This is a genomic window from Acinetobacter portensis, from assembly GCF_010646905.1.
GTDB lineage: Bacteria > Pseudomonadota > Gammaproteobacteria > Pseudomonadales > Moraxellaceae > Acinetobacter > Acinetobacter portensis.
On sequence record NZ_JAAARQ010000002.1, the window covers coordinates 944892 to 969987 of the forward strand.

A 25096-nucleotide genomic window follows, 5' to 3' on the forward strand; every position below is an offset into this window, starting at 1 on the left:
CTTATTTCTCTTTAAAAATATTTTTGAATCCTAAAATCAGCAATATTAATCTGTAGAATTCATTATATATTTTATTAAATATTTTCCAAAGGATTCCTTGCTTATAAATTCTTTTCAAAAATTTATATTCATAAAAACTTTCTCTCTCTCTTTCTATAGTGCTATCTGTTAAATCCACAGGATGCCTTAAATAATTTGCATAATACATTCTATAAGAACTTAATTCTAATATTGTCGACCATGCATCTGCATTTCGTAAACAATCCTCATGTATACTCAAAATATATTGGGCTATTTCTCTATTCACAACATAACAGCAAGTTCTCAAAATAAATCTTTGTGAAAATTTAGACACCTCATAATACATATAATTCGATTTTTTAATCTGAAAAGGTTTGCCTAAAATATACTTGTTGAAATCAAAACCTTCTTGTCCGCCAAATATAAAAACCCCATCTAGATTTCTAACAGAATCCATAATATTCAATATATCTAAGATATCTTGATCATTACCTTGAATATCATCCTCTAAAATTAATGCATATTTATCATTTGACTCTAGAAAACTATTTAATGCTTTTAAATGAGATAACGTGCAACCAACTTCACTAGGTGTTAATAATCGATTAGTCTTTTTAAAAAATTTTCGAATATTATTAAAATATTCTCCAGCATTAGCCTCCCTACCATTAATAGCATCTATTATTTTAAAATTACTAAATGTTCTAGGAAACTGATTTTCTAAAACTTCTCGCCTGAAATTATCATTTTTAAGTGAAATTAAATAAATTTGCACATCGACTCCAATAACAGTTAAATCATTTGAATAATAGTATCGCAAGCTTGGATAGCGCTTTTCCTATGTGCAATAATTATAATACTCATCTTTCCATTTAATCCCCTTATTGACTCATTCACAGCTTTCTCTGTATCAATATCTAGGGCACTTGTAGCTTCATCCATAAATAAAACTTGAGGATTTTTATATAAAGCCCGCGCAATACCTATACGCTGTCTTTGCCCACCAGATAATATTACGCCTCTTTCTCCAATAAGCTCTTCATAACCATTTTTTAAGTTTTTCATTACAAACTCATCTATTTGGGCTAGCTGTGCTACTTTTTTTACTTGCTCTAAATCAATTCGATCTTTAGGCGTGCCGAAAGCAATATTTTCAGCTACAGACTTATCGGCTAAATAAATAAATTGCGGTACATAGCCAACTAAATTCCGCCATTCATCCACATTAGTATCATTAAGTTCAGTATCATCCACATAGATTTTTCCACTTTGTGGGTTTAACAAACCAAGCATTAAATCCATTAATGTACTTTTGCCTGAGCCACTCTTACCCATGATTCCCAAGCTTTCATTTTTCTTAATCTCAAGGCTAAAATCTTTAAGAATCTGCTTATCTAAACGATTAGGATATGCAAAACTTATATTTTCAAGCCGAATAGATTTTTCAAAAATTAACGACGTAACATGAGTTGAGGACTGAGTTTCTGAATTGAGTTTTTCCAATTCAAACTCTGGAATTAAGACTTTAAGGACTTGTTCTGAAAATTTAAGCTGCGAGATAGATCGATAAATATTTTGCGCTGCGGGCAACATTCTATAAGCTGCAAAGCCATAAAGACCTAATACTGGTAAGACATGTGAAACATCCTTGCCCGATACCACAAGTAATACTGCAACACCAATTAAAGAACCATAGCCAATAGTTTCAATGATATTTAATGGAACTTGCCCCAAAGTTTCACGTGTCGCAATATGTCTTGCAAATACACGTGATGATTTTTCAAATTGTTCTATATATCCATCTCTAGCATTGTTAATAATGACATCTTTTATTCCAGCTAAAGCTTCCTGACAACTTTGATATCTTTCTTTATTTGCTTGGGTAAATTCAGCACCTATACGACTTAATTTATTTTTAACAAACATATAGATTGAAATATAAAAGAAAGCCAAAATACTTGCTGTTCCAATTGCCATAACAGGATCATACATCAGTAATATGCCAGTCATAGCTAGCAATACCACTCCATATGACATCATTGTTAATGTCGGCAATATCATTGTGCCAATGAGTTGATCTACTTCTGATAAAACATTTTTAATAAGTACAGAACTATTTCTTTGAATATAAAATTCATATTTTTGATTTAAATAAATTTTCAGCAATCTTGCTGAAAAATAGTGTCGTTGTAAGTTTGAAAATCGATTAACTGCATACTGAGTAATAATTTTAAATACTGTTGAAAAAACAACAATAATGAATGAAATAATCCCTAAATATACAATTAACTGTTCAGAACTATTTGCATTAGAAAATACATAAAACTTGTTAATTACGGAGTTGGTCTCTATAACTGACGGATTAGATAAAACAGCCAAAAATGGCATAATTGAAATGACACCCGCAGATTCAATAAATGCCATACCCATGACTAAAATAAGCACATAAATGACTTTACGCTTATCGAGTGGAATTAAGATTTTCCAAAGCTGTTTTAAACTTTCCAACATCAGACTAATTCTCTTTATACATAAGTGCAGTTATTTGTTCTGATATTAAACCCATCAGAAAAATCATAATACTTCCTGTATAAAATAAAGCACTCATATTTGTAAAACGGTGATATTCATAAAGAGTATATCCATACCACCCTGTTCCCATTAGAAACAATAATATTGCCATTGGGAAAAACATTTTAAGTGGTGAATACAATGTCGCAATTTTAAAAATAATTAAGAAGAAACGAATACTATCTCTTAATGGCTGAATATGACTTTTCCCAATACGTTGACTTGCATGAATGGGCACATAGTAAATCGAATACCCTGCTCTAAAAAATGCCATCGTACTTGTGGTTGGATAAGAAAAACCATTGGGTAGCAAGTAAATAAATTCTCTAAATTTTTCTGCTCTAACCGCCCTAAAACCTGAAGTTAGATCTTCAACTTTATGTTCAGTCATATATGTTGCTAAGTTATTGTAAAACTTATTCGCAATACCACGCCCAACACTTGCTTGAGATCCCCTTTGACGTGCACCAACAACTAGGTCATAGCCTGCATTAATTTTTTCTAATAATTTTGGAATATCATTCGGGTCATGTTGACCATCTGCATCCATAAAGACAATAATTTCACCAGATGCATTGCGTGCACCAGTTTTAATAGCAGCACCATTGCCTTTAGAATAAGGATGAGAAATAACTCGAGCACCTGCATTCTGTGCTAATTCAGCTGTATTGTCCGTTGAACCATCATTTACCACGAGAATTTCATCAACTAATTTCAAGTTTAAAATTTTGGAAATTGTTGCCTCAATAGCCCCAGATTCATTTTTTGCAGGAAGAACTACGCTGATTTTCATCTATTTCCCCAATCCTTTAAATGCATCACCAATATTTCGTTTTTCTACTGCAATTTCCTTAAACCAAACCCCTTTTAGGTCTAAATCTTTTGCTTTATTTAACTCTAAATTTGCTTCTCGTAGTTTACCTTGTAAGCGATAAATTTGCGTTAATAATAAATGAGCATTCACATCATTTTTCAAGGAAATTGCTTTATTCAAGAATTCTTCTGCTTTGATATAATCATTAAAAATAGATACATAATACATCGCTAAAAGCTTATAAATTTCAGAATTAATATCAGAGTTCGACGTTTTATTATCTAGCCCTGCTGCAAGAATCTGTACCGCTTGTATATGATCAAGTTTACAAAAATCGTTAATTTGACAGTTTGCAAATGAACTTAAAAAGCTAATGTTACTATTTTGGAAAGGGTGTGTTGATAAATTTCCTATTAGCTCTTCAATGGTTTCTTGAGCTATAGGTTTTCTTAAATATGAATTTAGATGTATTTCAGCAAACCATGCACCATTTGCCGGCAAATAACTTTGTTTTGATAAATTCAAATAATATTCAATTTTTTTAATGTATTCTTTTTTCAAAGACTCATTTTTTTCGTCTTGCATCAATTTAATGTAGATACGAGCTAACTGATAATTTGCACGATCTGATTTTGGATGCATCGTTGCTTCATACATAGCATGATCAACTAAATTTGACCAAATACTTGCTCTTTGCCACGTCGTAAATGCTAAATTTGCGACAAATATCAACCCGACTAAATAAACAAATGGCTTTATTTTTTTATTATTGATTTGAGCTAAATAATAAGTTGCTACAAGAATGATGCCTATAAAAGCAAAATAGTTTCGATGCTCATGAACTAGCTCTAATGAAAAAACGGTTGATTCCATTAACTGGCTAATCAAAAACCAGCCCCAAGCAAACAATACCAAAGGATATTTTTTTATCATCAATATACTGGACAGGCTAATTACTACTAATCCAACAATTGAATACAGAGTCGTAATTGGATTTAGAATTGATCTCGAGATAATAAAATCATCATGATAAAGGCTTAGCTCATTTAACTGCGGATAAATAAACATCTTGATATAAAAGAAGATAACTCTTGATTCAGTTAGTAGTCTTTCTTCTAAATTAAAATCTCGTCTTATAAAAGCATATGGATTTAAATGTGGCTGAACAAGGTAAAGTAATATAACACTCCCGAATAAAGCACATAACCACAAAACTTTATTGAGTTGTATATTACAGATTGTTAGCGGTATACCGCTTCGATCTTTTACTTGAAAGATAAGGAGCTCAATCCAATACAACAATAGAATAAATAAAAGCCCAGATTCCTTACTTAAAATTGATAATACAAATGAACCAATTACACCAAACAATAAGAATATATTTGTTATAAATAAATGAGACTTTGTTCTCCAGTTACAATATAAGACTAGAGCCAACAAGCCAAATAATGTCGATAAGCTTGTCATTCTTTGAACGATATAAAGCACACTTGTTAAATTTAAAGGGTGCATAAGCCATATTGCACTAATAACAATCGCCACAACAGCAACAGTTTTCTCACTTAATTTTTTATCTTTATTTATCCACTTTAAAATAAATAAAGATAAAAAACAGACCAAAATACCATTTATTAAATGAATAAACAGATTCGTTAACTTAAAATAATATGGATCAAAACCAGTTAAATAATGATTAAAAGCAAATGACAGCATACTAATTGGTCGCCCTAAGGGACCAGCATCACCAGAACCATAAGCAGCTTTTAGTGATTCATAATCTAGATTTGTAATTGCTAATTTAGAGTTTTCTAATATATTTGCGCTATCATCGAATACATAATCGCCTTTTAAACCAACCCAATAAATAACAAAGGTTGAGAATAACATTAAAACTAAACCACTATAAAATTTAGATTTTTTCATTACTACCTCTATATTATTAAAACAATAAAAAAAGAAGCACCAATTGATGCTTCTTTTTTTATTTAGAATTAACGGCAGTTAGCTGGACGTAATTCAGATTTTAATGTACCACCTTTACAATTCCACTCAATACCACCACTAGTAGCTGCCGCAACTAAAGTTACAGTTGCCTTGTTTTCAACTTTAGATGTGTATTCAATTGTAATTTTTGTCTTATTAACAGTTACTGAACGTACCGCATTACCTTTAATGCTTGCAGCAGGTGCAACACCAGCAGTTGTATTACCAGCAGGCCAATCACCATTTGATGAATAATATTCAGCAACCGCTGCTTTTGCACCACCAGCAAGGTTTAAACCTTCTGTAACATGAGCACGTTTCGTGTAGTTTTGGTATGCAGGAATCGCAATTGCTGCAAGAATACCGATAATCGCGACTACGATCATCAATTCAATAAGAGTAAAACCCTTTTGATTGTTCATAACATTCTCCACAAATGTTTTGTTAAGTTTTTATAAGCTTTATGAGCTATTTTGTAAAAAGCACAATACATGCCAATTCACATTATAATTATTTTTTAAATAAAAACAGAGTTTTATGTCGAATTATTTTTATACATTTTTTTAATGTTTTTTATTGTAATAAAGTGACAATATTTGTCACTTTATTTTGTAATTTATCCAATAATAATAGGCGAATTAGATAACTCGTTCTCAATATCTTGGTATTGATCAGTATAATAATTATCCAAAACAATACCTATCTCTGTCACACCAACTACAACAGCTTCCCTATATTCTTGTTTTTTTATGGTTTGAATCATCTTCTCACAAATACTATTCCAAGCATCTTTTGTTGTCGCTTTTTTAATCCCTCTATCGATTAATATTTCCACTTTTTTATCGCATAAATTTATATAAACCAAAACACCACTATTAAACTCTGTATCCCATACACCCACTTCTGCAAAAAGTTGTTTCGCTCTAGCATAGCTGTCTTGGTAATACGCTTGTGCGGCAGGAATATAAGCTTCAATGACCACCTGAATTTCACCCACGTGACCTTTTTCTGCTTGTTTAACGGCTTCTGCAATTGCATGTTGATCTTGCTGATTAAAATATCTCTTTGTTGCAGGCATAAAGAAAAAATGTTTTAGCCATCTTTTCAAGCTTGGCTGCGAGGTTTCCAATAATTTAGGTTGCGTGACAATTTTTGTCGTTTCTGTATTTGTTACCATGATCCTGATGCTCCTCCCCCGCCAAAGCCACCGCCTCCGCCACTATATCCACCACCACTTCTACCACCTCCCGAACCACCACGTCCACCACCCGATAAAACTGCTTGTAATAAAATTTGTGCGATAGTGGTTATAAGTAAGAAGAAGATCCCCCCACCAATAAGTAAGCTTGTTAGTAGTCCTGCCCCATTCACCAAACCTGCCACAGTTCCTGCAACAGCCGCAGTCGATGCGCTGAGTCGTTTACCCACAACAAATGAGCCAAAAATCCCTGCAATTAAAATAATCAAAGCAGTATTAAATGTTTTCTCTTTGGCTTGTTGTTCATGCAAAGCCTGAGCTTGCCGTTCTTTTAGCTCTTGAGCCGCTTGAGTAGCAATTTCAGGATCCATATTTAAGATGGTTTCAACTTCAGCCAAACCGGCATCAATTCCTTGTGCAAACTGATTTTGTTTAAAATAAGGTGTGATGCTATTTCTAATAATTCGACTTACAACAATATCGGGTAAAACACCTTCTAAACCATAACCTGTCACAATTTGAATGCGATGATCATTCACCGCAACCACCATAAGCAAGCCATTATCTTGTTTTTTTAAACCCAATTTCCATTGATCTGCAACACGCATTGCAAAATCGAAAATATCTTCTTGCCCTAGAGTGGGTACAATCACAACGCCAATTTGTGCTTTTGCTTGTTCATTTAGCTTTAAAATTCGAGCGCTGATTTGTTGTTTTTCACTTGCAGATAAGATATTCGCTTGATCAATAACAGGTTCATTTAACGTAGGCAAAGCTCTTATTAATTCACCATCTGCTAAATCATTTTCAACTTGCAGTGGCTGAATTTGAGTTTCTTGCAGCGTATTTTTTTGAACTGTTCGTTGTTGTTGACCCTGAATGACTTGCCCAAGAACGACTGTATCTTCACTACTATCTATTGCTGTCGCAGTTTCACTCCAAGCAGAGACAGTAAAAAGCATCATCCAACTTAAACAAATAAATTGGATTAATTTTGTTATTGGAAATCTTTTTTCAGAGTCAATCATCTGCACCATCCTTATGGTCTTTTTGAGTCACTGAATTATTCAAAAGCCACTTTTGGGGCAGTTTGTGCACCCTGATCTGCTTTAAAGTTTTCTTTGGTTTTCATTCCAATCACTTTCGCTGTCATCACTTGCGGGAACTGACGTGAATACGAATTAAAATCTTGAACACTTGTGATGTAACGATTACGTGCAACTGCAATTCGGTTTTCTGTACCTTCTAATTGCACTTGAAGTTCTTTAAATTGCTCATTGGCTTTTAAGTCTGGATAATTTTCAGAAACTGCAATTAAACGTGACAAAGCACTAGTCATTTGTGCTTGAGCTTGTTGATATTTTTCAAATAAAGCTGGATCTTCTAGAACTTCTTTATCTACTTTTAAGCCTGCAATATTGGAGCGTGCTTGAGTTACTTCCGTTAATACCTGCTCTTCATGCTTGGCGTAGCCTTTCACGACATTCACAAGGTTAGGCACTAAATCCGCACGGCGTTGATATTGGTTTTGTACTTCTGACCATGTTGCAGCAACAGATTCATCTTTTACTTGCAAAGTATTGTAGCCACACCCTGTTAACATCAATGTACTTGCAAGTGCAGTCGCTAAAACAGTTTTTTTCATGTAGTTCATTTCTATAAACCTCAATGACTTAGTTATATTTGTTAAGTTCACTCGATTCTAACTCGATTTTTCATGATTATTGTGTATTTTTTTTACATCTCTAAAATACACTATTTGAGAAAAATACAATACGCATAAAAAAACTCGCCGAAGCGAGTTTTATAAATGATTTAAATATTTTAAACATCTAAATAATCAAGAATGCCTTCCGCTGCTTGGCGCCCCTCATGGATTGCCGTAACCACTAAATCTGAGCCACGCACCATATCACCGCCTGCGAAAATTTTCGGATTAGACGTTTGGAACTTATAGTCTTGCTTTTCAGCAGCAACCACACGACCTGAACCATCTAAGCTGATGTTTGCAGCACCAAACCAGTCTGCAGGGCTTGTACGGAAACCAAATGCAAGAAGCACAGCATCGGCAGGTAGAATTTCTTCAGAACCCGGAATTGGCTCAGGACTACGACGACCACGACTATCAGGCCCGCCTAATTGTGTTGTCACCACTTTCACGCCTGTTACTTTGCCATTTTCGCCTACAATTTCGATAGGTTGACGATTAAAAGCAAAGTTCACACCTTCTTCACGCGCATTTTTCACTTCTCGACGTGAACCTGGCATGTTTTCTTCATCACGACGATAAGCACACGTTACAGATTCTGCACCTTGACGAATTGAAGTACGGTTACAGTCCATTGCGGTATCTCCACCACCAAGCACAATCACCTTTTTGCCTTCAACTGAAATGTATTCTAATGGATCTTTTTCCCATCCTTGCGTACGGTTTACGTTGGCAATTAAGAAATCCAGTGCATCAACAACACCATCTAGGTCTTCACCTGCAAAACCACCTTTCATGTAAGTGTATGTTCCCATACCCATGAATACCGCATCATAATCTGCAAGTAATTGATCGATGGTGATATCTGTACCAATTTCAGTATTTAAACGGAATTCAACGCCCATGCCTGTGAAAATTTCACGACGGCGTTTCATCACATCTTTTTCCATTTTAAACTCAGGAATACCGAAAGTGAGAAGTCCACCAATTTCAGGACGCTTGTCAAATACAACAGGTCGAACACCATTGCGTACCAAAATATCTGCACAACCTAAACCTGCGGGGCCTGCACCAATAATTGCGACTTTTTTATCTGTCCATTTCACATGCGACATGTCTGGACGCCAGCCCAAAGCAAAGGCGGTATCGTTAATATATTTTTCTGCATTACCAATGGTGACTGCACCAAAACCATCATTCAGCGTACAAGCACCTTCACACAAACGGTCTTGTGGACATACACGACCACACACCTCAGGCAATGTATTGGTTTGATGACACAGTTCAGCCGCTTGGAAAATGCGACCTTCTGCAATCAGTTTGAGCCAGTTGGGAATGTAGTTATGCACTGGACATTTCCACTCACAATACGGATTACCACAACCTAAACAGCGATGTGTTTGGTTTGCTGCAACTTCAGCTGTAAACGGTTTATAAATTTCCACAAACTCTGCTTTGCGGATATTCAAATCTTTTTTCTCTGGATCTTGGCGTGCTACATCCAGAAATTGAAAGTCATTGTTTAGGCGCTCTGCCATGTCTCTCTCCGTGGGTAGGTGTAGTCAGTTTTTTTTTGCTACACCTGCCTATCTTTCAGCAAGTAGTGGAATTATTGTGGATCTGCTTGAGTTGTTTTTAACAGCGTTTGTAAGTTCGCTGCTTTTGGTTTCACAAGCCAGAATTTACGACTGTAGAAATCAAACTCGTTGCGGATCTTGTACGCCCAAGCACTACCTGTTTCTTTAATATGTTCATCTAAAATGCGCAGTAAGAACGATTGATGCTCCTCCATTGCCTCAGTTGAAATACGATTCAATTCAATAAGCTCGTGATTGTAATGGTCAACGAAGTCATTATCTAAATCAAGTACATAAGCAAAACCACCTGTCATGCCCGCACCAAAGTTATGCCCCACTTTACCCAATACAGTCACAATACCGCCTGTCATGTATTCACAGCAATGATCGCCCGCACCTTCAATAACCGCAAAGGCACCTGAGTTACGAACTGCAAAACGCTCACCTGCTGTACCTGCTGCAAATAACTTACCGCTTGTTGCACCGTATAAACATGTATTACCAATAATGGCAGTATTTTGCGTTTGGAATGGTGAACCTTTTGGTGGGAAGATGGAAATACGACCACCCGCCATGCCTTTGCCCACATAGTCATTTGCATCGCCTTCAAGGCTAATATGCAAACCACCCGCGTTCCAAACACCTAAAGATTGACCTGCGGTACCTGTCAAATTCACTTTAACAGGATGTGCTTCCATGCTTAAGTTACCGTAGCGACGTGCAATTTCACCCGATAAACGTGCACCAATAGAACGGTCACAGTTACCAATTGTGAAACTATATTCACCACCTGTACCAGCTTCAATTGCAGGAAGAATTTCTGCCACCATTTTTTCAGCAAGCAAGCCTTTATCGAATGGTGCATTACCTTCAACTTGGCAATATTGCGCTTTACCTTCAGCAGAAGGATGCGATTGAAGTAAGGCACTTAAATCTAAATGTGATTGTTTTTCAGTTTCACCCGGTAAAACTTCAAGTAAATCTGTACGACCAATCAAATCTTTCAAGCTTGAAACACCAAGCGCTGCCAACCATTCACGTGTTTCTTCTGCAATAAATGTGAAGAAGTTAATCAACATTTCAGGTTCACCAATATAGTGTTCCTGACGTAAATGATCTTGCTGTGTTGCAACACCTGTTGCACAGTTGTTTAAGTGGCAAATACGTAGATATTTACAACCCAAAGCAATCATTGGTGTAGAACCAAAACCAAAGCTTTCCGCACCTAAAATTGCAGCTTTAACAACGTCTAGACCTGTTTTTAAACCACCATCAGTTTGTACACGTACTTTGCCACGTAAGTCATTTACACGAAGTGCTTGATGCGCTTCAGACAGACCTAATTCCCATGGCGAACCTGCATGATGAATCGAAGAAAGTGGAGATGCCGCTGTACCACCGTCATAACCTGAAATGGTAATGAAATCGGCATAGGCTTTTGCAACGCCCGCAGCGATCGTACCTACACCCGGCTCTGAAACAAGCTTAACGGACACCATCGCCTGTGGGTTAACCTGTTTTAAGTCGAAAATTAATTGAGATAAATCTTCAATTGAGTAGATGTCGTGATGCGGAGGTGGAGAAATAAGCGTCACACCCGGAACAGAGTAGCGTAAACGAGCAATTAAGCCATTCACTTTACCACCCGGCAACTGACCGCCCTCACCTGGTTTTGCACCTTGAGCCACTTTAATTTGAAGCACTTCTGCAGAAGTTAAATATGCAGGAGTTACACCAAAACGACCCGATGCAATTTGTTTAATTTTCGAGTTACGAATTGTGCCGTAACGTGATGGATCTTCACCACCCTCACCCGAGTTTGAACGCCCACCAATAGTATTCATTGCAATAGCAATCGCTTCATGTGCTTCAGGTGATAACGCACCTAAAGACATCCCAGCTGAGTCAAAACGAGGAAGAATATCTTTTACCGATTCAACGTCATCTAAAGCAATTGAATTGTCTGTTTTAAGCTTAAATAAATCACGAATAGTGGCAACAGGACGTGTATTTACAAGCTCTGCATATTCTTTAAAGTCTGCATAATTGCCCGAACGCACTGCTTTATGTAAAGCATTAATCACGTCTGGGTTAAAGGCATGATACTCCTTATCGAATACGAATTTCAGCAAACCACCTTGTTCAATTGGTTTACGTGCTTTCCAAGCCAAATCTGCTAATTTTTTCAAGTCATTTTCAAGGTCGCCAAATGTCGCCCCTTTAATACGACTTGGAACACCTGTGAAGCATTTATTAACCACTTCATCAGATAAACCCACCGCTTCAAATAGTTGACCACCGCGGTAAGATGCAACGGTAGAAATACCCATTTTTGATAAAACTTTGAGTAAGCCTTTTTCGATACCCTTACGGAAATTCGCTTGTGCATGAATTGGGTCACCCAACAACTCACCTTTTGCAATTAAATCATTAATCACATCGTATGCAAGGTATGGATAGATTGCTGTTGCACCAAAACCTAAAATCACCGCAAATTGATGCGCATCACGTGCGAGTGCAGTTTCAACAATAATATTGGCATCGGTACGTAAACCCGAATTCATTAAGAAGTGATGAATTGCACCTGTTGCCATAATTGCATTTGCAGGAAGGAAACCTTGACGGATTTTCTTATCTGAAATAACAAGCAATGTTTTACCATCACGAATGGCTTGAGCGGCTTCCCCACAAATACGTGAAATTGCTGCTTCCAAACCTTCAGCTTCAGGATAGTTCAAGTCGATATCCGCAATTTCATAGCCTTTACGACCTGAAGTGCGAATTTGGTGCATTTTCGAATTTGAAAGTACAGGGCTTGAAATAATTAAACGATCTGCATGTTCAGGGCTTTGTTCAAATACATTTTGCTCACGACCGAAACACGTTTCCAATGACATCACGATTGATTCACGTAATGGATCGATTGGCGGATTGGTTACTTGAGCAAATTGTTGACGGAAGTAATCTGAAACATGGCGTACTTGGCGAGACAATACCGCCATTGGCGTATCATCACCCATTGAACCGACAGCTTCTTGACCACTTTCAGCGATTGGACGTAATAGCTGATCACGTTCTTCAAAAGTTACCATGAACATTTTTTGTGATGCTTTTAGATCATCGCCTTTTAAGCCTTGATCACATAAATATTCTTCTAGTTCTGGGCTACCTTGAATACGTACAGAGTTTTCACGTAACCATTGACGATATGGACGCATGCGTTTCAAATGATTACTGACATCATTTGTATCTAGCATTTTGCCTGTGAATGTATCAATCACAAGAATTTGACCCGGCCCTACACGACCTTTCGAAATCACGTCTTCAGGTTGATAACCCCAAACACCAATTTCAGATGCAAGTGTAATGTAACCATTTTTCGTAATCACCCAACGTGCAGGACGCAAACCATTACGGTCAAGCATACAAATCGCATGACGACCATCTTGAATTACAAGACCAGCAGGACCATCCCAAGCTTCCATATGCTTAGAGTTAAATTCATAGAATGCACGTAAATCTGCATCTAAAGTTTCAACGTTTTGCCATGCAGGCGGAACAAGCATACGAAGTGCGCGAAATAAGTCCATTCCACCACCGACTAAAATTTCAAGCATATTATCCATACTTGAAGAATCTGAACCTGTACGATTCACAATTGGATTTAAATCGGTTAAGCCAGGTAAAAATTCATTTTCAAATTTAGGCGTACGTGCTGTTGCCCAGTTACGGTTTGCGGTAATGGTATTGATTTCACCATTGTGTGCTAAATAGCGGAATGGCTGAGCCAATGGCCAACGTGGCAATGTATTTGTAGAAAAACGCTGATGGAATACTACAATATGAGAAGCTAAACGCTCATCTGCCAAGTCTGTATAGAAGTCTGCAATGTATGCAGGCATCATCAAGCCTTTATAAGTAAGAACTGTTGAACATAAAGTCGTTACATAGAAATATGGGTCATTGGTTAATTGTTGTTCTGCACGGCGACGTGCCATAAACAATTTACGGTTGAATTCAACTTCAGTTACTCCCATTGGGCAGTTCACAATAATTTGTTCAAATGCAGGCAATGACTGCATTGCAATAGAACCTAATGCATCATTATTGGTTGGAACTACACGCCAACCTAAAACTTTACATCCTTCTGCTTCAATTTCTTTCGTTAGAATTTTTTTAGAATGTGTTGCCAATGCAGGATCTAAATTTAAGAATACCGTGCCTGCAGCAAATATTTCGCTTAAAGTAATATCACTAATTTTTTTCGCTTCTTCACGGAAAAAAGCCTTTGGCATAGCCAAAAGAAGACCACAACCATCCCCTGTTTTACCATCTGCGGCAATACCACCACGGTGGGTCATACAACTTAAACTATGAATCGCGGTCTTGACTAAATCATGGCTTGCATCACCCTTCATATGGGCAATTAAACCGAAACCACAGTTATCTTTAAACTCATCCGGTTGGTATAAACCTTGAGCGGGAGCTACAGTATTAGGCGATGGCATGTGCATAGCGTACCCTTCTTTTCAACATACTCTTTCAAGTATTAAAATAAATCTAATTTCTTTGCGATTCGTATGACTCACTCACATCATTGAATATTCACAAAATCTGTTCTAATTACAATTGAACTAATAGCTAAGTTATAGCTCAACCGAAGGCGATGAAAAACAGATTTATGCGTTTTAAGTACCAAAATTAAGTAAGCAAATTTGACAAGATCGCACAATAATTGAATATTTTTGCGCCAAAACAGTGACGTTTATTTTATTCATGCACCAATAAAGCAAAAATAATGCCAACTCTTTATTCAACTTTTAAAGCATTTAATTTTCGATGAGTTAGTATTAAATCTGCAAGCAGGACAAACTACTTTATTGTTTTTTGCACTATTCATGTGCATTTTAAAAAATAGAAGAATTGCTATGCGCTATTTTAGAACAGATTTATGACCTATTTTTATTCAAATTTAAACGATTATTTATTTTCTACTTATTCTGCATGATCTGATGATGTATTAGGAACTTCCGTGTGTGATTTTTTTACATCAACAACATTTCCACTATCATCTCGACGTGTCACTGTCGTTGTTGTTGTCGCATCAGCAGGCACTTTATCTTCATTTAATGAATTTTGCTGTTTTACAACAGGCACTTGTACAACTCTAGGAACAGCCGCAGGCAATAATCTCACTTCATGAATCTTTCCTGTAATTCCAAGCTCATCAGATCCAAGGTCATTTACCCATTCAGCATAATCAGAAAATGAATGTATTGTTGGTTTAAGCGAAACAGGAAGTTTGATAGGAAATGACTCTAAAGCAGACTTAGCTGTATTTGCATTGCTGTAATTACCATAAAGTACAACGTATTGCTCGTGCTGATTTTCTCCGCTCAAGCGAATATAAATCAATTGACTACGATCAGTTTGCTTCTGAATAAAATCTTTTACAACACTTTCTTCTGTTGCACGAAACAATTCAATGGTCGAGTTTTTTGCTTGATCTGTAATAAATTTAGTACCACGAAACTCAGCTTCATGGTTTCCTGATGCTGTTAATCTTGTTGTGTTTTCTAAAGGCTTAACTTCATCAAGTAACGCACCTAAATGTGTTGTCGCAGCAACTTTTTCAGGTTGAATCTGAATTTCGACTTCTGTTTCAGGTGCCTTAACAACTTCAACAACATCGTCATCTTTGTCTGTAATTGCCCAGAACACCAAAGCAAAAAATAGGCACAACACACCGCACGTAAGCCAAATTGAACTTTGAATACGCTCCCAATATGTACGAAGTGTTGCCATAAAAAATACCTTATACGATGTCTTGATTCGCTAAAATTGCTTGTTTCATCAATTCTACATCGAACTCTTTTGTAATAACTGCCTGACCTAATTGTTTCATTAACACTAGACGCAATTGACCATTTAAGACCTTTTTGTCATGCGACATAAATCCAAGAAAATCATCCAATGGAATTTTAGGACAAATGATAGGTAATTGCGCGCGAGAAATGATGTTTTTTGTACGCTCTAAATCTGCTTGGCTAATCCATCCCATTCTATAAGATAAATCTGCTGCCATCACCATACCCGTTGCCACAGCTTCACCATGCAACCATTCGCCATAACCTAGGTAAGATTCAATTGCATGACCAAAAGTATGACCAAGGTTTAATAATGCGCGTTCACCCTGTTCTTTTTCATCATTCGCAACAATGCGAGCTTTATGCGCGCAAGATTTATAAACCGCTTCTGCAAGTAATGTTTCATCACCTGCAACAAGACCACCAATGTTATCTTCAAGCCAAGCTAAAAATTCAATATCGCCCAAAAGTGCATATTTAATGACTTCTGCCAAACCTGCTGAAAGTTCTCGTGATGGTAAAGTTTTTAATTGAGACATATCGGCTAAAACCACTTGCGGTTGCTGAAATGCACCAATCATATTTTTACCTAAGGGATGATTAATCCCTGTTTTACCACCAACACTAGAATCGACTTGGGAAAGCAATGTGGTTGGAACTTGCACAAAATAAACACCACGTTGGAAACTTGCAGATGCAAAACCTGCCATATCTCCAATAACGCCACCACCTAAAGCAAGCACCGTACAATCTCGGTTAAAACCGACTTTCAATAAAGCATCAAAAATAAGTGTTAAATGCTCAATATTTTTATACTTTTCACCATCAGGCAAAATACAGGTTTCAACGGTTTTCCCTAAACCCTGAATTGCATTCACATAGCGATCTAGATACAGAGGCGCAACTGTTGTATTGGTTACAATCATGACTTGTCTGCCATGAATATAAGGCGCAAGTAACTCCTGTGGATTTAACTTACTACCAATAAAAATTGGGTAACGGCGATCGCCGAGTTCAACATGTAAAGTTTGCATGAAATAGACCGCTTAACAGCTTAGGGTAATTCGTTAGAAATAACTAAATCTAGAATACTATGTGCCAAATCTTTGGCAGCACCCTGATTTGTTTCGATAATGTAATGTGCAACTTCTCTATACAATGGATCACGAATCGCTAATAGATCGCGCAACTTTCGTTCCGGATGTTCTACTTGTAATAATGGACGATTTTTATCGCGATAGGTACGCTGAAGTTGAATTTCGACAGGAGTATACAGATAAACAACGATACCACGTTGATTTAAAAATTCTCGATTAGGGGCCTGAGTCACAGCACCACCACCTGTCGCAACAACAAGATTTTGGCGATTTGTTAACTCATCGATAACCACAGTCTCACGACCTCTAAACCCCGCTTCACCTTCTTTTTCAAAGATCCATGGAATTGTTGCTCCTGTTTTTCGCTCAATTTCATGATCACTATCAAGAAACTCACGACCTAACAATTCTGCGAGATGCCGCCCAACTGTGGTTTTTCCTGCCCCCATAGGTCCTACCAAATAAATATTAGGTAGAGACTCAAACTCTTTGCTTAGCAAGGAGTCACCTTTTAATTTTGTTTAAATTGAAAATATATTAATGATTTCTTGAAACACTGTCATTAACAATTCGCGGTGTAACAAAAATCAATAGCTCAGATTGAAGATTTGATTTGACATTATTCTTAAATAAATTCCCAACAACAGGAATATCACCTAAGAATGGCACTTTTTTGTAAGTGTTACTTTTCGCATCATCAAAAATACCACCTAGAACAACTGTTTCACCATCATCAACCAAAACATTCGTTTCAAGTTCATTGGTCTTAATCGCATAACCCGCAGTTGTTAGTTCACCCACTGTATCTTTTTCAATTTTCAAAGACATTTGAACTTTGCCATCTGGGGTAATACTTGGCGTTACTTCTAGTTTCAAGTTGGCATCAACAAAGTTTGTTGTTACACCCGTATCCGCACTCCACGTTTGGTATGGAAGTTGGTCACCACGAAGGATATACGCTTTTTGCTTATCCCCTGTTAAAACTTTGGGTGCAGATAATACTTCACCATGACCATCCGACTGCATTGCCATTAACTCAAGATTCAACATGTAATCAGAGATTTTAAGTAAACCAAAGTTAAATGTACCTGCTGTTGCTATACCGTCAGATAAATCTACCCCCAAATCAAATTTAGGAGAAAAATCTCCACCCCAAACTGTTGAGCCATTTGGTCCTTGGGCTAAAGATGGATTACCACGCTCAAGCCCCCACTTAATACCCAATTCACGCGAGAAACTTGTATCAGCAGTCACAATACGAGCTTCGACCATCACTTGCTTTACAGCAACATCAAGCAAGTCGATCATTTTTTTCACTTTTTGAATAAACTGATCCGTATCATTTACAATTAAGGTATTTGTTCTTTTATCGACAGAAATCGAACCACGTGAGCTTAAAAGGCTTTCATTTTTACCTTCACTTGCTCCACCACCAGCTGCTTTATTTGAAGTAATTAATGCTGAAATATCTTCAACCTTGGCATAGCTTAGTTGAATATATTCGGTTTGGATTGGCGCAAGCTTAATTTGTTGCTCCAACATTTTTGCTTCATCTTCATCAGCTTTCGTCAGTTCAGCCATTGGTGCAATCCAAATCACATTACCACTGCGACGTTTTTCTAAGTTTTTCGCTTTTAGAATAATATCAAGTGCTTGATCCCAAGGAACATCTTTTAGCCGTAGTGAAATACTCCCCCCCACACTATCAGCAGCAACCATATTCACATTGGTGAAGTCTGCCAATAACTGTAGAACTCGACGCACTTCAATATCTTGGAAGTCTAGAGAAAGCTTCTGACCTGTGTAACTATTCGATGAACGAGGTTTTAAAGTATTTTTTTCAGTTGGGCGCTTTAAGCTAATAGTTAACTTATTTTCTGCTTGATAAGCCATGTATTCATAGCCACCCGTTGCCTGAATCGTAATAACACCATTTGCACCATCATTATGCGAATCGATTGTCGACACAGGCGTAGCAAAATCATTTACATTTAAGCGACGTGCCAAATGAGATGGAATTTTATTACCGATAGTACGGACAATAATTTTACTGCCATTTTGCTGCACATCTACAGATGTATCTTTCCCTAGTAAATCGACAACAACTTGCCCTTCACCATCGTTTCCACGTTGAAAACCAATATTTGACACACCTTTTGCAAATTGATTTTGCACAGGGGCATAAACTGGTTTTGCAACAACATCTGCTGAATTAATTTTTAAAATAAAGGTATTACCTTCAACACGTGTGGTAAATGCACCTGAATTTGCCAAATTAACAGTTACACGTGAACGCTGAGCATCTGAAATCACATCAACTGAATTCGCTTCTTTAGATGCAATTGGGATTACTTTTTGTTTTAAATTTTGTTGTGCTTTATCAAAGTCTAGAATTAAACGTGATGGTTGCTCTAATTGATAAGCTGCAGGTTGTGGCGGTATACCATTGAACATCACACGAATTTCAGTTCCCTGTCCAGGAATATCCATAGGCACAATATTTGTAATACTCACTTGAGCATTTGCCACTTGTACTACAGCAAAGGCAACAGCACCCATAGAAAATTGACGGAACAAATTGTTCATTGTAATACCATCCCCAAATATAAAATCTTTTGCACTATTCTTCATTTTTATTCCTTAAACTTATGGCGCAAGCCCAATTAAAATTAGACTTCTTGGACGCTCAACAAATCCATCACGGCCATCTGGAATAATTTCAATTAAATCGATTTGTGTAGGTGTGATTTTCACCACACGTCCATAGCTCATCCCCATATAGCTACCGACTTGTACACGTTCCACCTCACCATCTGGTGTTTGGATTAACGCAATAATTTGTCCCGCACTATTCTTTAAACTGCCTTTCAAACTTAAAGATTCAAGCGAATAACTTTCTAATGGTTGAGGTTGACGCGATAAGTTTGGATAGACGCGCTTACCAGCCATTAATTTCAACTCTGCAGCAAGTGAACTTTGTATAAATGGGCTACGAAGCTGAAGTGCCGAATAGTTAAACACTGGAGCAGGCTCAAAACTTGGTGTCGGCTCAATAGGCAAAGGCGCTTGACTACGAATTTCTGCCATTTGTAAATTCACTGCATCTATACGAGAGTCACACCCAACAACAATAGCCGTTGATAAACAGATAAGCGTTAATGTCTTGATATTCATTATTGCGCTCCTTCTGTTGCATTACCAACATAACGATAAGTCTTTGCTTTTACTGTGTATGTGATTTGAGGAATATCTGTTCTTTTTTCAGTGTTTGGTCCTGCAGTCAAAGTAAAATCATGCAATGTAACAATACGTGGTAATGCAGCAATACTACTCACGAATGCACCAAAAGAATGATAATCACCCACTGCTTCTATGGAAATTGGCTGCTCGATAAAAAACTCTTGCTGAACTTCAGGCTCAAGACGGATATTCCTAAATTTAAGACCAGAATTCACACCTGTTACGTTCATATCTTCAACCAAACCAGGAATTTCTGTTTCTTTAGGAAGTTGCTCTAATTGTTGATTAAAGTTTGCTTCCATTTCCTGTAATTGTCTTTGATATGCCTGCAAGTTTCTTAATGTAGAATCTTTGGCTTTAAATTCATTCAGTAAATTTTGTTCTTGAGCATTTGCATCTGAAATTTCATCCATCTTAGGTTTTAACAACAACATATAACCTAAAAAGATCATCCCAATTAAGATAAAAATCCAAACAGTTACCTTTACAGAAAGAGGCCAGCTACCAAAATTATTCGCATCTAAGGTATTCCACTGCTGTAAAAATTTATCTAAGTTAAACTTTTTCTTTTTCGCAATAGACGCTTCTTCAGCAATATCATCAAAGTCATTTAAACTCATTGTGCAACCTCCGATGTTGAAACTTCAACAACATTTTCTGCTGCCACCTCAGGCTGCACTACCGCTACAGCTTGAATTGATGGTTCATCTAAATCCGCAGTAACAACAAATGTTCCATAACCATCTTCTGGTCTTGGAACAACAGACTTTTGAATTTGAGATTGTTCAACACCTGCAATAAATGAATTCATAAACGCATTTCGATACCATGAAGATGCTTCCAAGTTTCTCAAAAATTCTGCAACTGCATTCGGGCTATCAGCTCGCCCTTCAAACATAAATTTATCACCTGAACGCGTAAAACGAGTGATATAAACATTAGTAGGTGTTACGCGTGCAAGCTCATCAATCAAGCGAACTGCAATTGGTCTTTGACTTTGCAAACCCTGAATAAGCTTCATCCGTTCAATAATTTGATTACGCTTTTCTTGCAAACCATCTAACGATTTTAATTGCTGATCCAAGTTTTGATTTGTACTCACAATCAGCTGATTTGCTTGCTCTTGATCACTTAATTTTTGATCGTAAAAAAACCATGTTGCCCCAACAAGCAAAGCCCCTAAAAACGCAACCCCAACACTTGCAGTAATAAATTGTTTTTTTCTCTTTTCTCTTAGCTCATCGCGCCAAGGGAGTAAATTAATCTTTGCCATTAATCAAAACTCCTCAATGCTAATCCGCATGCAACTAATAAAGATGGCGCATCACTTTCAATTTTTTTAATATCAATTTGGGGTGAGAAACCCATTTGTAAAAATGGATTCGCTGTCGTCACGCGATAACCTAGTTTTTGTTGTAATATTTTTGCAAGACCTGGAATATTTGCATTTCCGCCCGCCAACAAAATATGATCAATTTCATTGAATTGAGAAGATGAGAAAAAGAATTGTAGTGAGCGAGCTGCTTGCTGAATGACTGCATCAAGGAAAGGTTCTAACACTTCAGCATCATAATCATCTGGCAGCGTACGCGTTTTTTTCGCTCTACCAGCTTCCTCAAAAGACAAGCCATAACGATTTTGAATTTCTTGGGTTAATTGCTTCCCACCAAAAACCTGTTCGCGGTTATAAATAATTTTATTGTCTTGAAGCACAGATAAGGTTGTCATCGTATGCCCGATATCTAAGATCCCAATAGTATTAGCACCCATTGGTAAAGTATCAGCAAAAACTTTGAATGCATTTTCAATTGCAAAGTTTTCAACATCTGCAATTTTAGGCGTTAAACCGCCTAACTCTACTGCTTCGCAGCGCATTTCCACATTTTCAACACGCGTTGCTACAAGCAATACATTGACACGGTTTGGGGTAGATAATCGGTCTGGCAATACTTCAAAATCCAAACTAACTTCGTCTAATGGGAATGGAATATATTGCTCAGCATCCATACGAATTTGAACTTCACGTTCATCACTCGACATATCTGCATCCATTTCAATGATCTTCGTAATAACCATTGAAGTTGGAATTGCCAAAGCAGCACTATCAATACGGATGTTAGAAATACCTAAAGCTTTCTCAATGGCATCACCAACAGCTTCTGGGTTTAAGATATTTTTTTCAACAACACTTCCTTCTGGCAACGGCACAAGTGCATAGTTTTCCACCCAATACCGACCATTTTTTACAGAAAGCTCTAATAACTTAACAGAAGTAGAACTAATATCCACTCCAATTAAGCCTTTACTTTGTTTACTATATAAACTGCGCACTATAGTGTTCCTATTATTTTTCTTTCCCCAAAAAAAATATAACTTACTAATTGATGACGGTCTATTATTATTAACGTATACAATAACTCATCTAACAATCGACATCCTTAAAGGATATACTGACTATCAATTAGTTTGCCATTAGCCCTTATTAAAACTCACTTGTTATGAAAAAGCTATCTTGTTCGGGTCGTGTTCATCCATTTTTTTTGTTAATAACCATACTTTTAGCCGTAATCCCTATGGGATTTTACGGTATGTATCTATATATTGCGCCCTCTTTACCAGAGATGACAATTTTACAAAAAGCACCATTACTCAAGCCCTTACAGGTATTCAGCGCAGATAATGAGTTAATCGCAGAATATGGTGGCAAGCTCTCTATCCCTATGGAATATAATCAAATTCCAAAAAAATTCACCTATGCATTTCTTGCAGCAGAAGATTCTTCATTTTTTGAACATAGTGGGATTAGCTTTAAAGGCTTAGGGCGGGCTGTAAGTGAAGCTGTAATTGGTTCAAATGTACAAACAGGTGGTTCAACCATCACCATGCAAGTGGCAAAAAACTACTATTTAAGCCCTGAACGAACCATTAAAAGAAAATTAACCGAAGTATTCTTAGCAAGAAAAATTGAACAAAATCTCACAAAAGAAGAAATTCTGACACTTTATGTCAATAAAATTTTTCTGGGTAAAAATGCATATGGTATTGCCGCCGCTGCCAAAATCTATTACAACAAAAGTGTAGCTGAGCTTACTATTGGTCAAATGGCCATGATTGCAGGCCTACCCAAAGCACCCTCTAAATACAATCCTGTTGCAAACCCTGAAAGAGCCTTAGAACGTCGTAACTGGATTTTAGGACGTATGCTACAACTGGGTTATATTAATCAACAAGAATACCAATCAGGAACAGCTGAACCAATTAACCTCAATATGCCTGACCGAAGTATCAGCAACAAATTCCCCTACGTCGGAGAAATGATTCGCTCAGAATTAATTGAAAAGTTTGGTGAACAAGCTATTGATTCAGGCTATAAAATTTACACAACTATTGATAGTAAACGTCAAACCTATGCAGAACAATCTGTACAAGAAGGTCTAGAAGCTTATGACCGTCGTCATGGTTGGCGCGGTGCCGAAGCTCACGATAAACCACTTACAGAATTTTCAGCATTTGCAAATACTTATCCATCAAAAGTCACAGCTGTAAGTCACTCCAGCTTTGATGCCATCATGCAAGATGGCAGTACGGTTACAGTCAATTGGTCAGGTATGTCATGGGCAAGCCCTTATCGTGGTGCGAATAGCATTGGTCCTGCACCAAGCAAGGCTTCTCAAATTGTTAAAGTAAATGATATTGTGCGTCTTCGACCAAATGAAAATAAAACAGCATGGTCGCTTGTTCAAACACCCAAAGTACAAGGTCAACTTATTGCGCTAAATCCCAATAATGGTGCAATTGAAGCAATTGTAGGTGGTTATAATTTTTATCAATCTTCATTTAATAGAGCAATACAAGGCTGGCGCCAACCCGGTTCAACCATTAAACCATTCATCTACGCTTTAGCATTAGAACGTGGCATGACACCTTATACTATGGTTGATGATGCGCCTATCACTATTGGTAAATGGTCACCCCGAAACTCAGATGGACGCTATTTAGGTGCGATCCCCTTACGTCGTGCATTATATTTATCGCGTAATACTGTTTCAGTTCGACTCCTTCAACAAGTAGGTATTAGCCGTGCACGCCAACTACTAATGGATTTTGGTCTTCAAGAAGATCATATCCCAAGTAACTACACCATTGCTTTAGGTACACCTCAAGTATTGCCTGTTCAAATGGCAACAGGTTATGCAGCATTTGCAAATGGCGGTTTTCGCGTTCAACCACATTTTATTAATCGCATTGAAGATGCTTACGGTAAAGTCATTTATCAAGCCAATCCTGAATATGCGTGTATCTCTTGTATTGACGAAGACACGATTACTTCCGCAGATGTAGCAACCCCTGATGATGAAGTGATTGAAGCGATTCACAAAAAAAATCCATCATCAAAAACAAGTTCTACTCGGAAAAATGCAGATCAATACCGTCAAGCACAGCGTATTTTAAAATCTAGTTCTGCTTTTGACATGGCAAATATCTTACAAGATGTAATTGTTCATGGTACAGGTAGAGCGGCCCTCAGTATTGGCCGTGGTGATTTAGCAGGTAAAACAGGTACAACGAACGATGCAAAAGATGCATGGTTTGCAGGCTTTAACGGCAAATTAGTTTCTATTGCGTGGGTTGGTTTCGACCAACCAACCACATTAGGTCGTCGGGAATATGGTGGTGTTGCTGCACTTCCTATTTGGACTAAGTTTATGGCGAATGCATTAAAAGGCACACCTGAAGCTTGGGTTCGTTTAGACAATAAAAATTCAGCAACCGTGCATGAAAAGCTTGATAAGCCAACAAGACCCATCGATCGTTCTACTCCGCCATTGGCAAGACCTGTGTATCGCCCTGCTCCTACCCCTGTCGTATCTACACCAGATCGAGATTTTGCAGACTTACCTGATACGGTGCTAACACCATCTCAGAAAGCGCCACCAGCTCTCAACAAACCTGAGACTAAACAGCCCAATACTAAAAAGGATGCTTTAGAAAGTTTAATTGACCAAGTTCAATAAGATTT

The 25096-nt window shown here is 37.3% G+C and carries 19 protein-coding genes; 1 reads left to right on the top strand and 18 read right to left on the bottom strand.

The features are described from left to right. Window position 1: 1 nt before the first annotated feature. From GTK57_RS04530 to GTK57_RS04615, 18 genes are all read right to left on the bottom strand, one after another. Complete coding sequence (locus tag GTK57_RS04530; RefSeq protein ID WP_163121561.1) at window positions 2-796, bottom strand: glycosyltransferase family 25 protein; 795 nt, start codon at window positions 794-796, stop codon at window positions 2-4. A 17-nt stretch (window positions 797-813) separates the two neighbouring features. Further along, on the bottom strand, window positions 814-2532 hold the full coding sequence (locus GTK57_RS04535; protein WP_163121563.1) for an ABC transporter ATP-binding protein: 1719 nt from the start codon (window positions 2530-2532) through the stop codon (window positions 814-816). 4 nt (window positions 2533-2536) lie between these two features. Further along, window positions 2537-3385, bottom strand: a complete 849-nt coding sequence (locus GTK57_RS04540) for a glycosyltransferase family 2 protein (protein WP_163121565.1) — start codon at window positions 3383-3385, stop codon at window positions 2537-2539. Continuing rightward, complete coding sequence (locus tag GTK57_RS04545; protein ID WP_163121567.1) at window positions 3386-5329, bottom strand: tetratricopeptide repeat protein; 1944 nt, start codon at window positions 5327-5329, stop codon at window positions 3386-3388. A gap of 68 nt (window positions 5330-5397) precedes the next feature. Then, window positions 5398-5811, bottom strand: coding sequence for a pilin (locus tag GTK57_RS04550; RefSeq protein ID WP_163121569.1), 414 nt, complete (start codon window positions 5809-5811; stop codon window positions 5398-5400). A gap of 194 nt (window positions 5812-6005) precedes the next feature. Beyond that, window positions 6006-6566 carry a TPM domain-containing protein gene (locus GTK57_RS04555; protein ID WP_152872853.1) on the bottom strand — a complete coding sequence of 187 codons (561 nt, stop codon included), beginning with the start codon at window positions 6564-6566 and terminating at the stop codon, window positions 6006-6008. Further along, on the bottom strand, window positions 6560-7615 hold the full coding sequence (locus GTK57_RS04560) for a TPM domain-containing protein (protein ID WP_163121571.1): 1056 nt from the start codon (window positions 7613-7615) through the stop codon (window positions 6560-6562). Before GTK57_RS04560 ends, GTK57_RS04555 begins: the two co-directional genes overlap by 7 nt. A 35-nt stretch (window positions 7616-7650) precedes the next feature. Then, on the bottom strand, window positions 7651-8241 hold the full coding sequence (locus GTK57_RS04565; RefSeq protein ID WP_163121573.1) for a LemA family protein: 591 nt from the start codon (window positions 8239-8241) through the stop codon (window positions 7651-7653). Window positions 8242-8411: 170 nt separating this feature from the next. Then, window positions 8412-9833 carry an FAD-dependent oxidoreductase gene (locus GTK57_RS04570; RefSeq protein WP_163121575.1) on the bottom strand — a complete coding sequence of 474 codons (1422 nt, stop codon included), beginning with the start codon at window positions 9831-9833 and terminating at the stop codon, window positions 8412-8414. 71 nt (window positions 9834-9904) lie between these two features. Further along, window positions 9905-14380 carry a glutamate synthase large subunit gene (gltB, locus tag GTK57_RS04575; RefSeq protein ID WP_171522136.1) on the bottom strand — a complete coding sequence of 1492 codons (4476 nt, stop codon included), beginning with the start codon at window positions 14378-14380 and terminating at the stop codon, window positions 9905-9907. 487 nt (window positions 14381-14867) lie between these two features. Beyond that, window positions 14868-15677 carry a hypothetical protein gene (locus tag GTK57_RS04580; protein ID WP_163121579.1) on the bottom strand — a complete coding sequence of 270 codons (810 nt, stop codon included), beginning with the start codon at window positions 15675-15677 and terminating at the stop codon, window positions 14868-14870. Window positions 15678-15687: 10 nt separating this feature from the next. Next, window positions 15688-16773, bottom strand: a complete 1086-nt coding sequence (aroB, locus tag GTK57_RS04585) for a 3-dehydroquinate synthase (RefSeq protein ID WP_163121581.1) — start codon at window positions 16771-16773, stop codon at window positions 15688-15690. Window positions 16774-16793: 20 nt separating this feature from the next. Further along, entirely contained in the window at window positions 16794-17336 is a 543-nt protein-coding gene (gene aroK, locus GTK57_RS04590; RefSeq protein ID WP_163121583.1) for a shikimate kinase AroK, read from the bottom strand. A 37-nt stretch (window positions 17337-17373) separates the two neighbouring features. Further along, window positions 17374-19467: a type IV pilus secretin PilQ gene (pilQ, locus tag GTK57_RS04595; protein WP_163121584.1), complete on the bottom strand. Its 2094-nt coding sequence runs from the start codon at window positions 19465-19467 to the stop codon at window positions 17374-17376. A 15-nt stretch (window positions 19468-19482) separates the two neighbouring features. Then, window positions 19483-20010 (bottom strand): pilus assembly protein PilP, encoded by a 528-nt coding sequence (locus tag GTK57_RS04600; protein WP_163121585.1) that lies wholly within the window; start codon window positions 20008-20010, stop codon window positions 19483-19485. Then, a complete protein-coding gene (locus GTK57_RS04605) occupies window positions 20010-20696 on the bottom strand; it encodes a type IV pilus inner membrane component PilO (RefSeq protein WP_163121586.1) in 687 nt (228 codons plus the stop codon). Before GTK57_RS04605 ends, GTK57_RS04600 begins: the two co-directional genes overlap by 1 nt. Then, window positions 20693-21349: a PilN domain-containing protein gene (locus GTK57_RS04610; protein WP_152875689.1), complete on the bottom strand. Its 657-nt coding sequence runs from the start codon at window positions 21347-21349 to the stop codon at window positions 20693-20695. Before GTK57_RS04610 ends, GTK57_RS04605 begins: the two co-directional genes overlap by 4 nt. Continuing rightward, window positions 21349-22407, bottom strand: a complete 1059-nt coding sequence (locus GTK57_RS04615; RefSeq protein ID WP_163121587.1) for a pilus assembly protein PilM — start codon at window positions 22405-22407, stop codon at window positions 21349-21351. Before GTK57_RS04615 ends, GTK57_RS04610 begins: the two co-directional genes overlap by 1 nt. A gap of 167 nt (window positions 22408-22574) precedes the next feature. Here GTK57_RS04615 and ponA point away from each other — a divergent pair, with 167 nt between their 5' ends. Continuing rightward, window positions 22575-25091: a penicillin-binding protein PBP1a gene (gene ponA, locus GTK57_RS04620; RefSeq protein ID WP_163121588.1), complete on the top strand. Its 2517-nt coding sequence runs from the start codon at window positions 22575-22577 to the stop codon at window positions 25089-25091. Window positions 25092-25096: the final 5 nt, after the last annotated feature.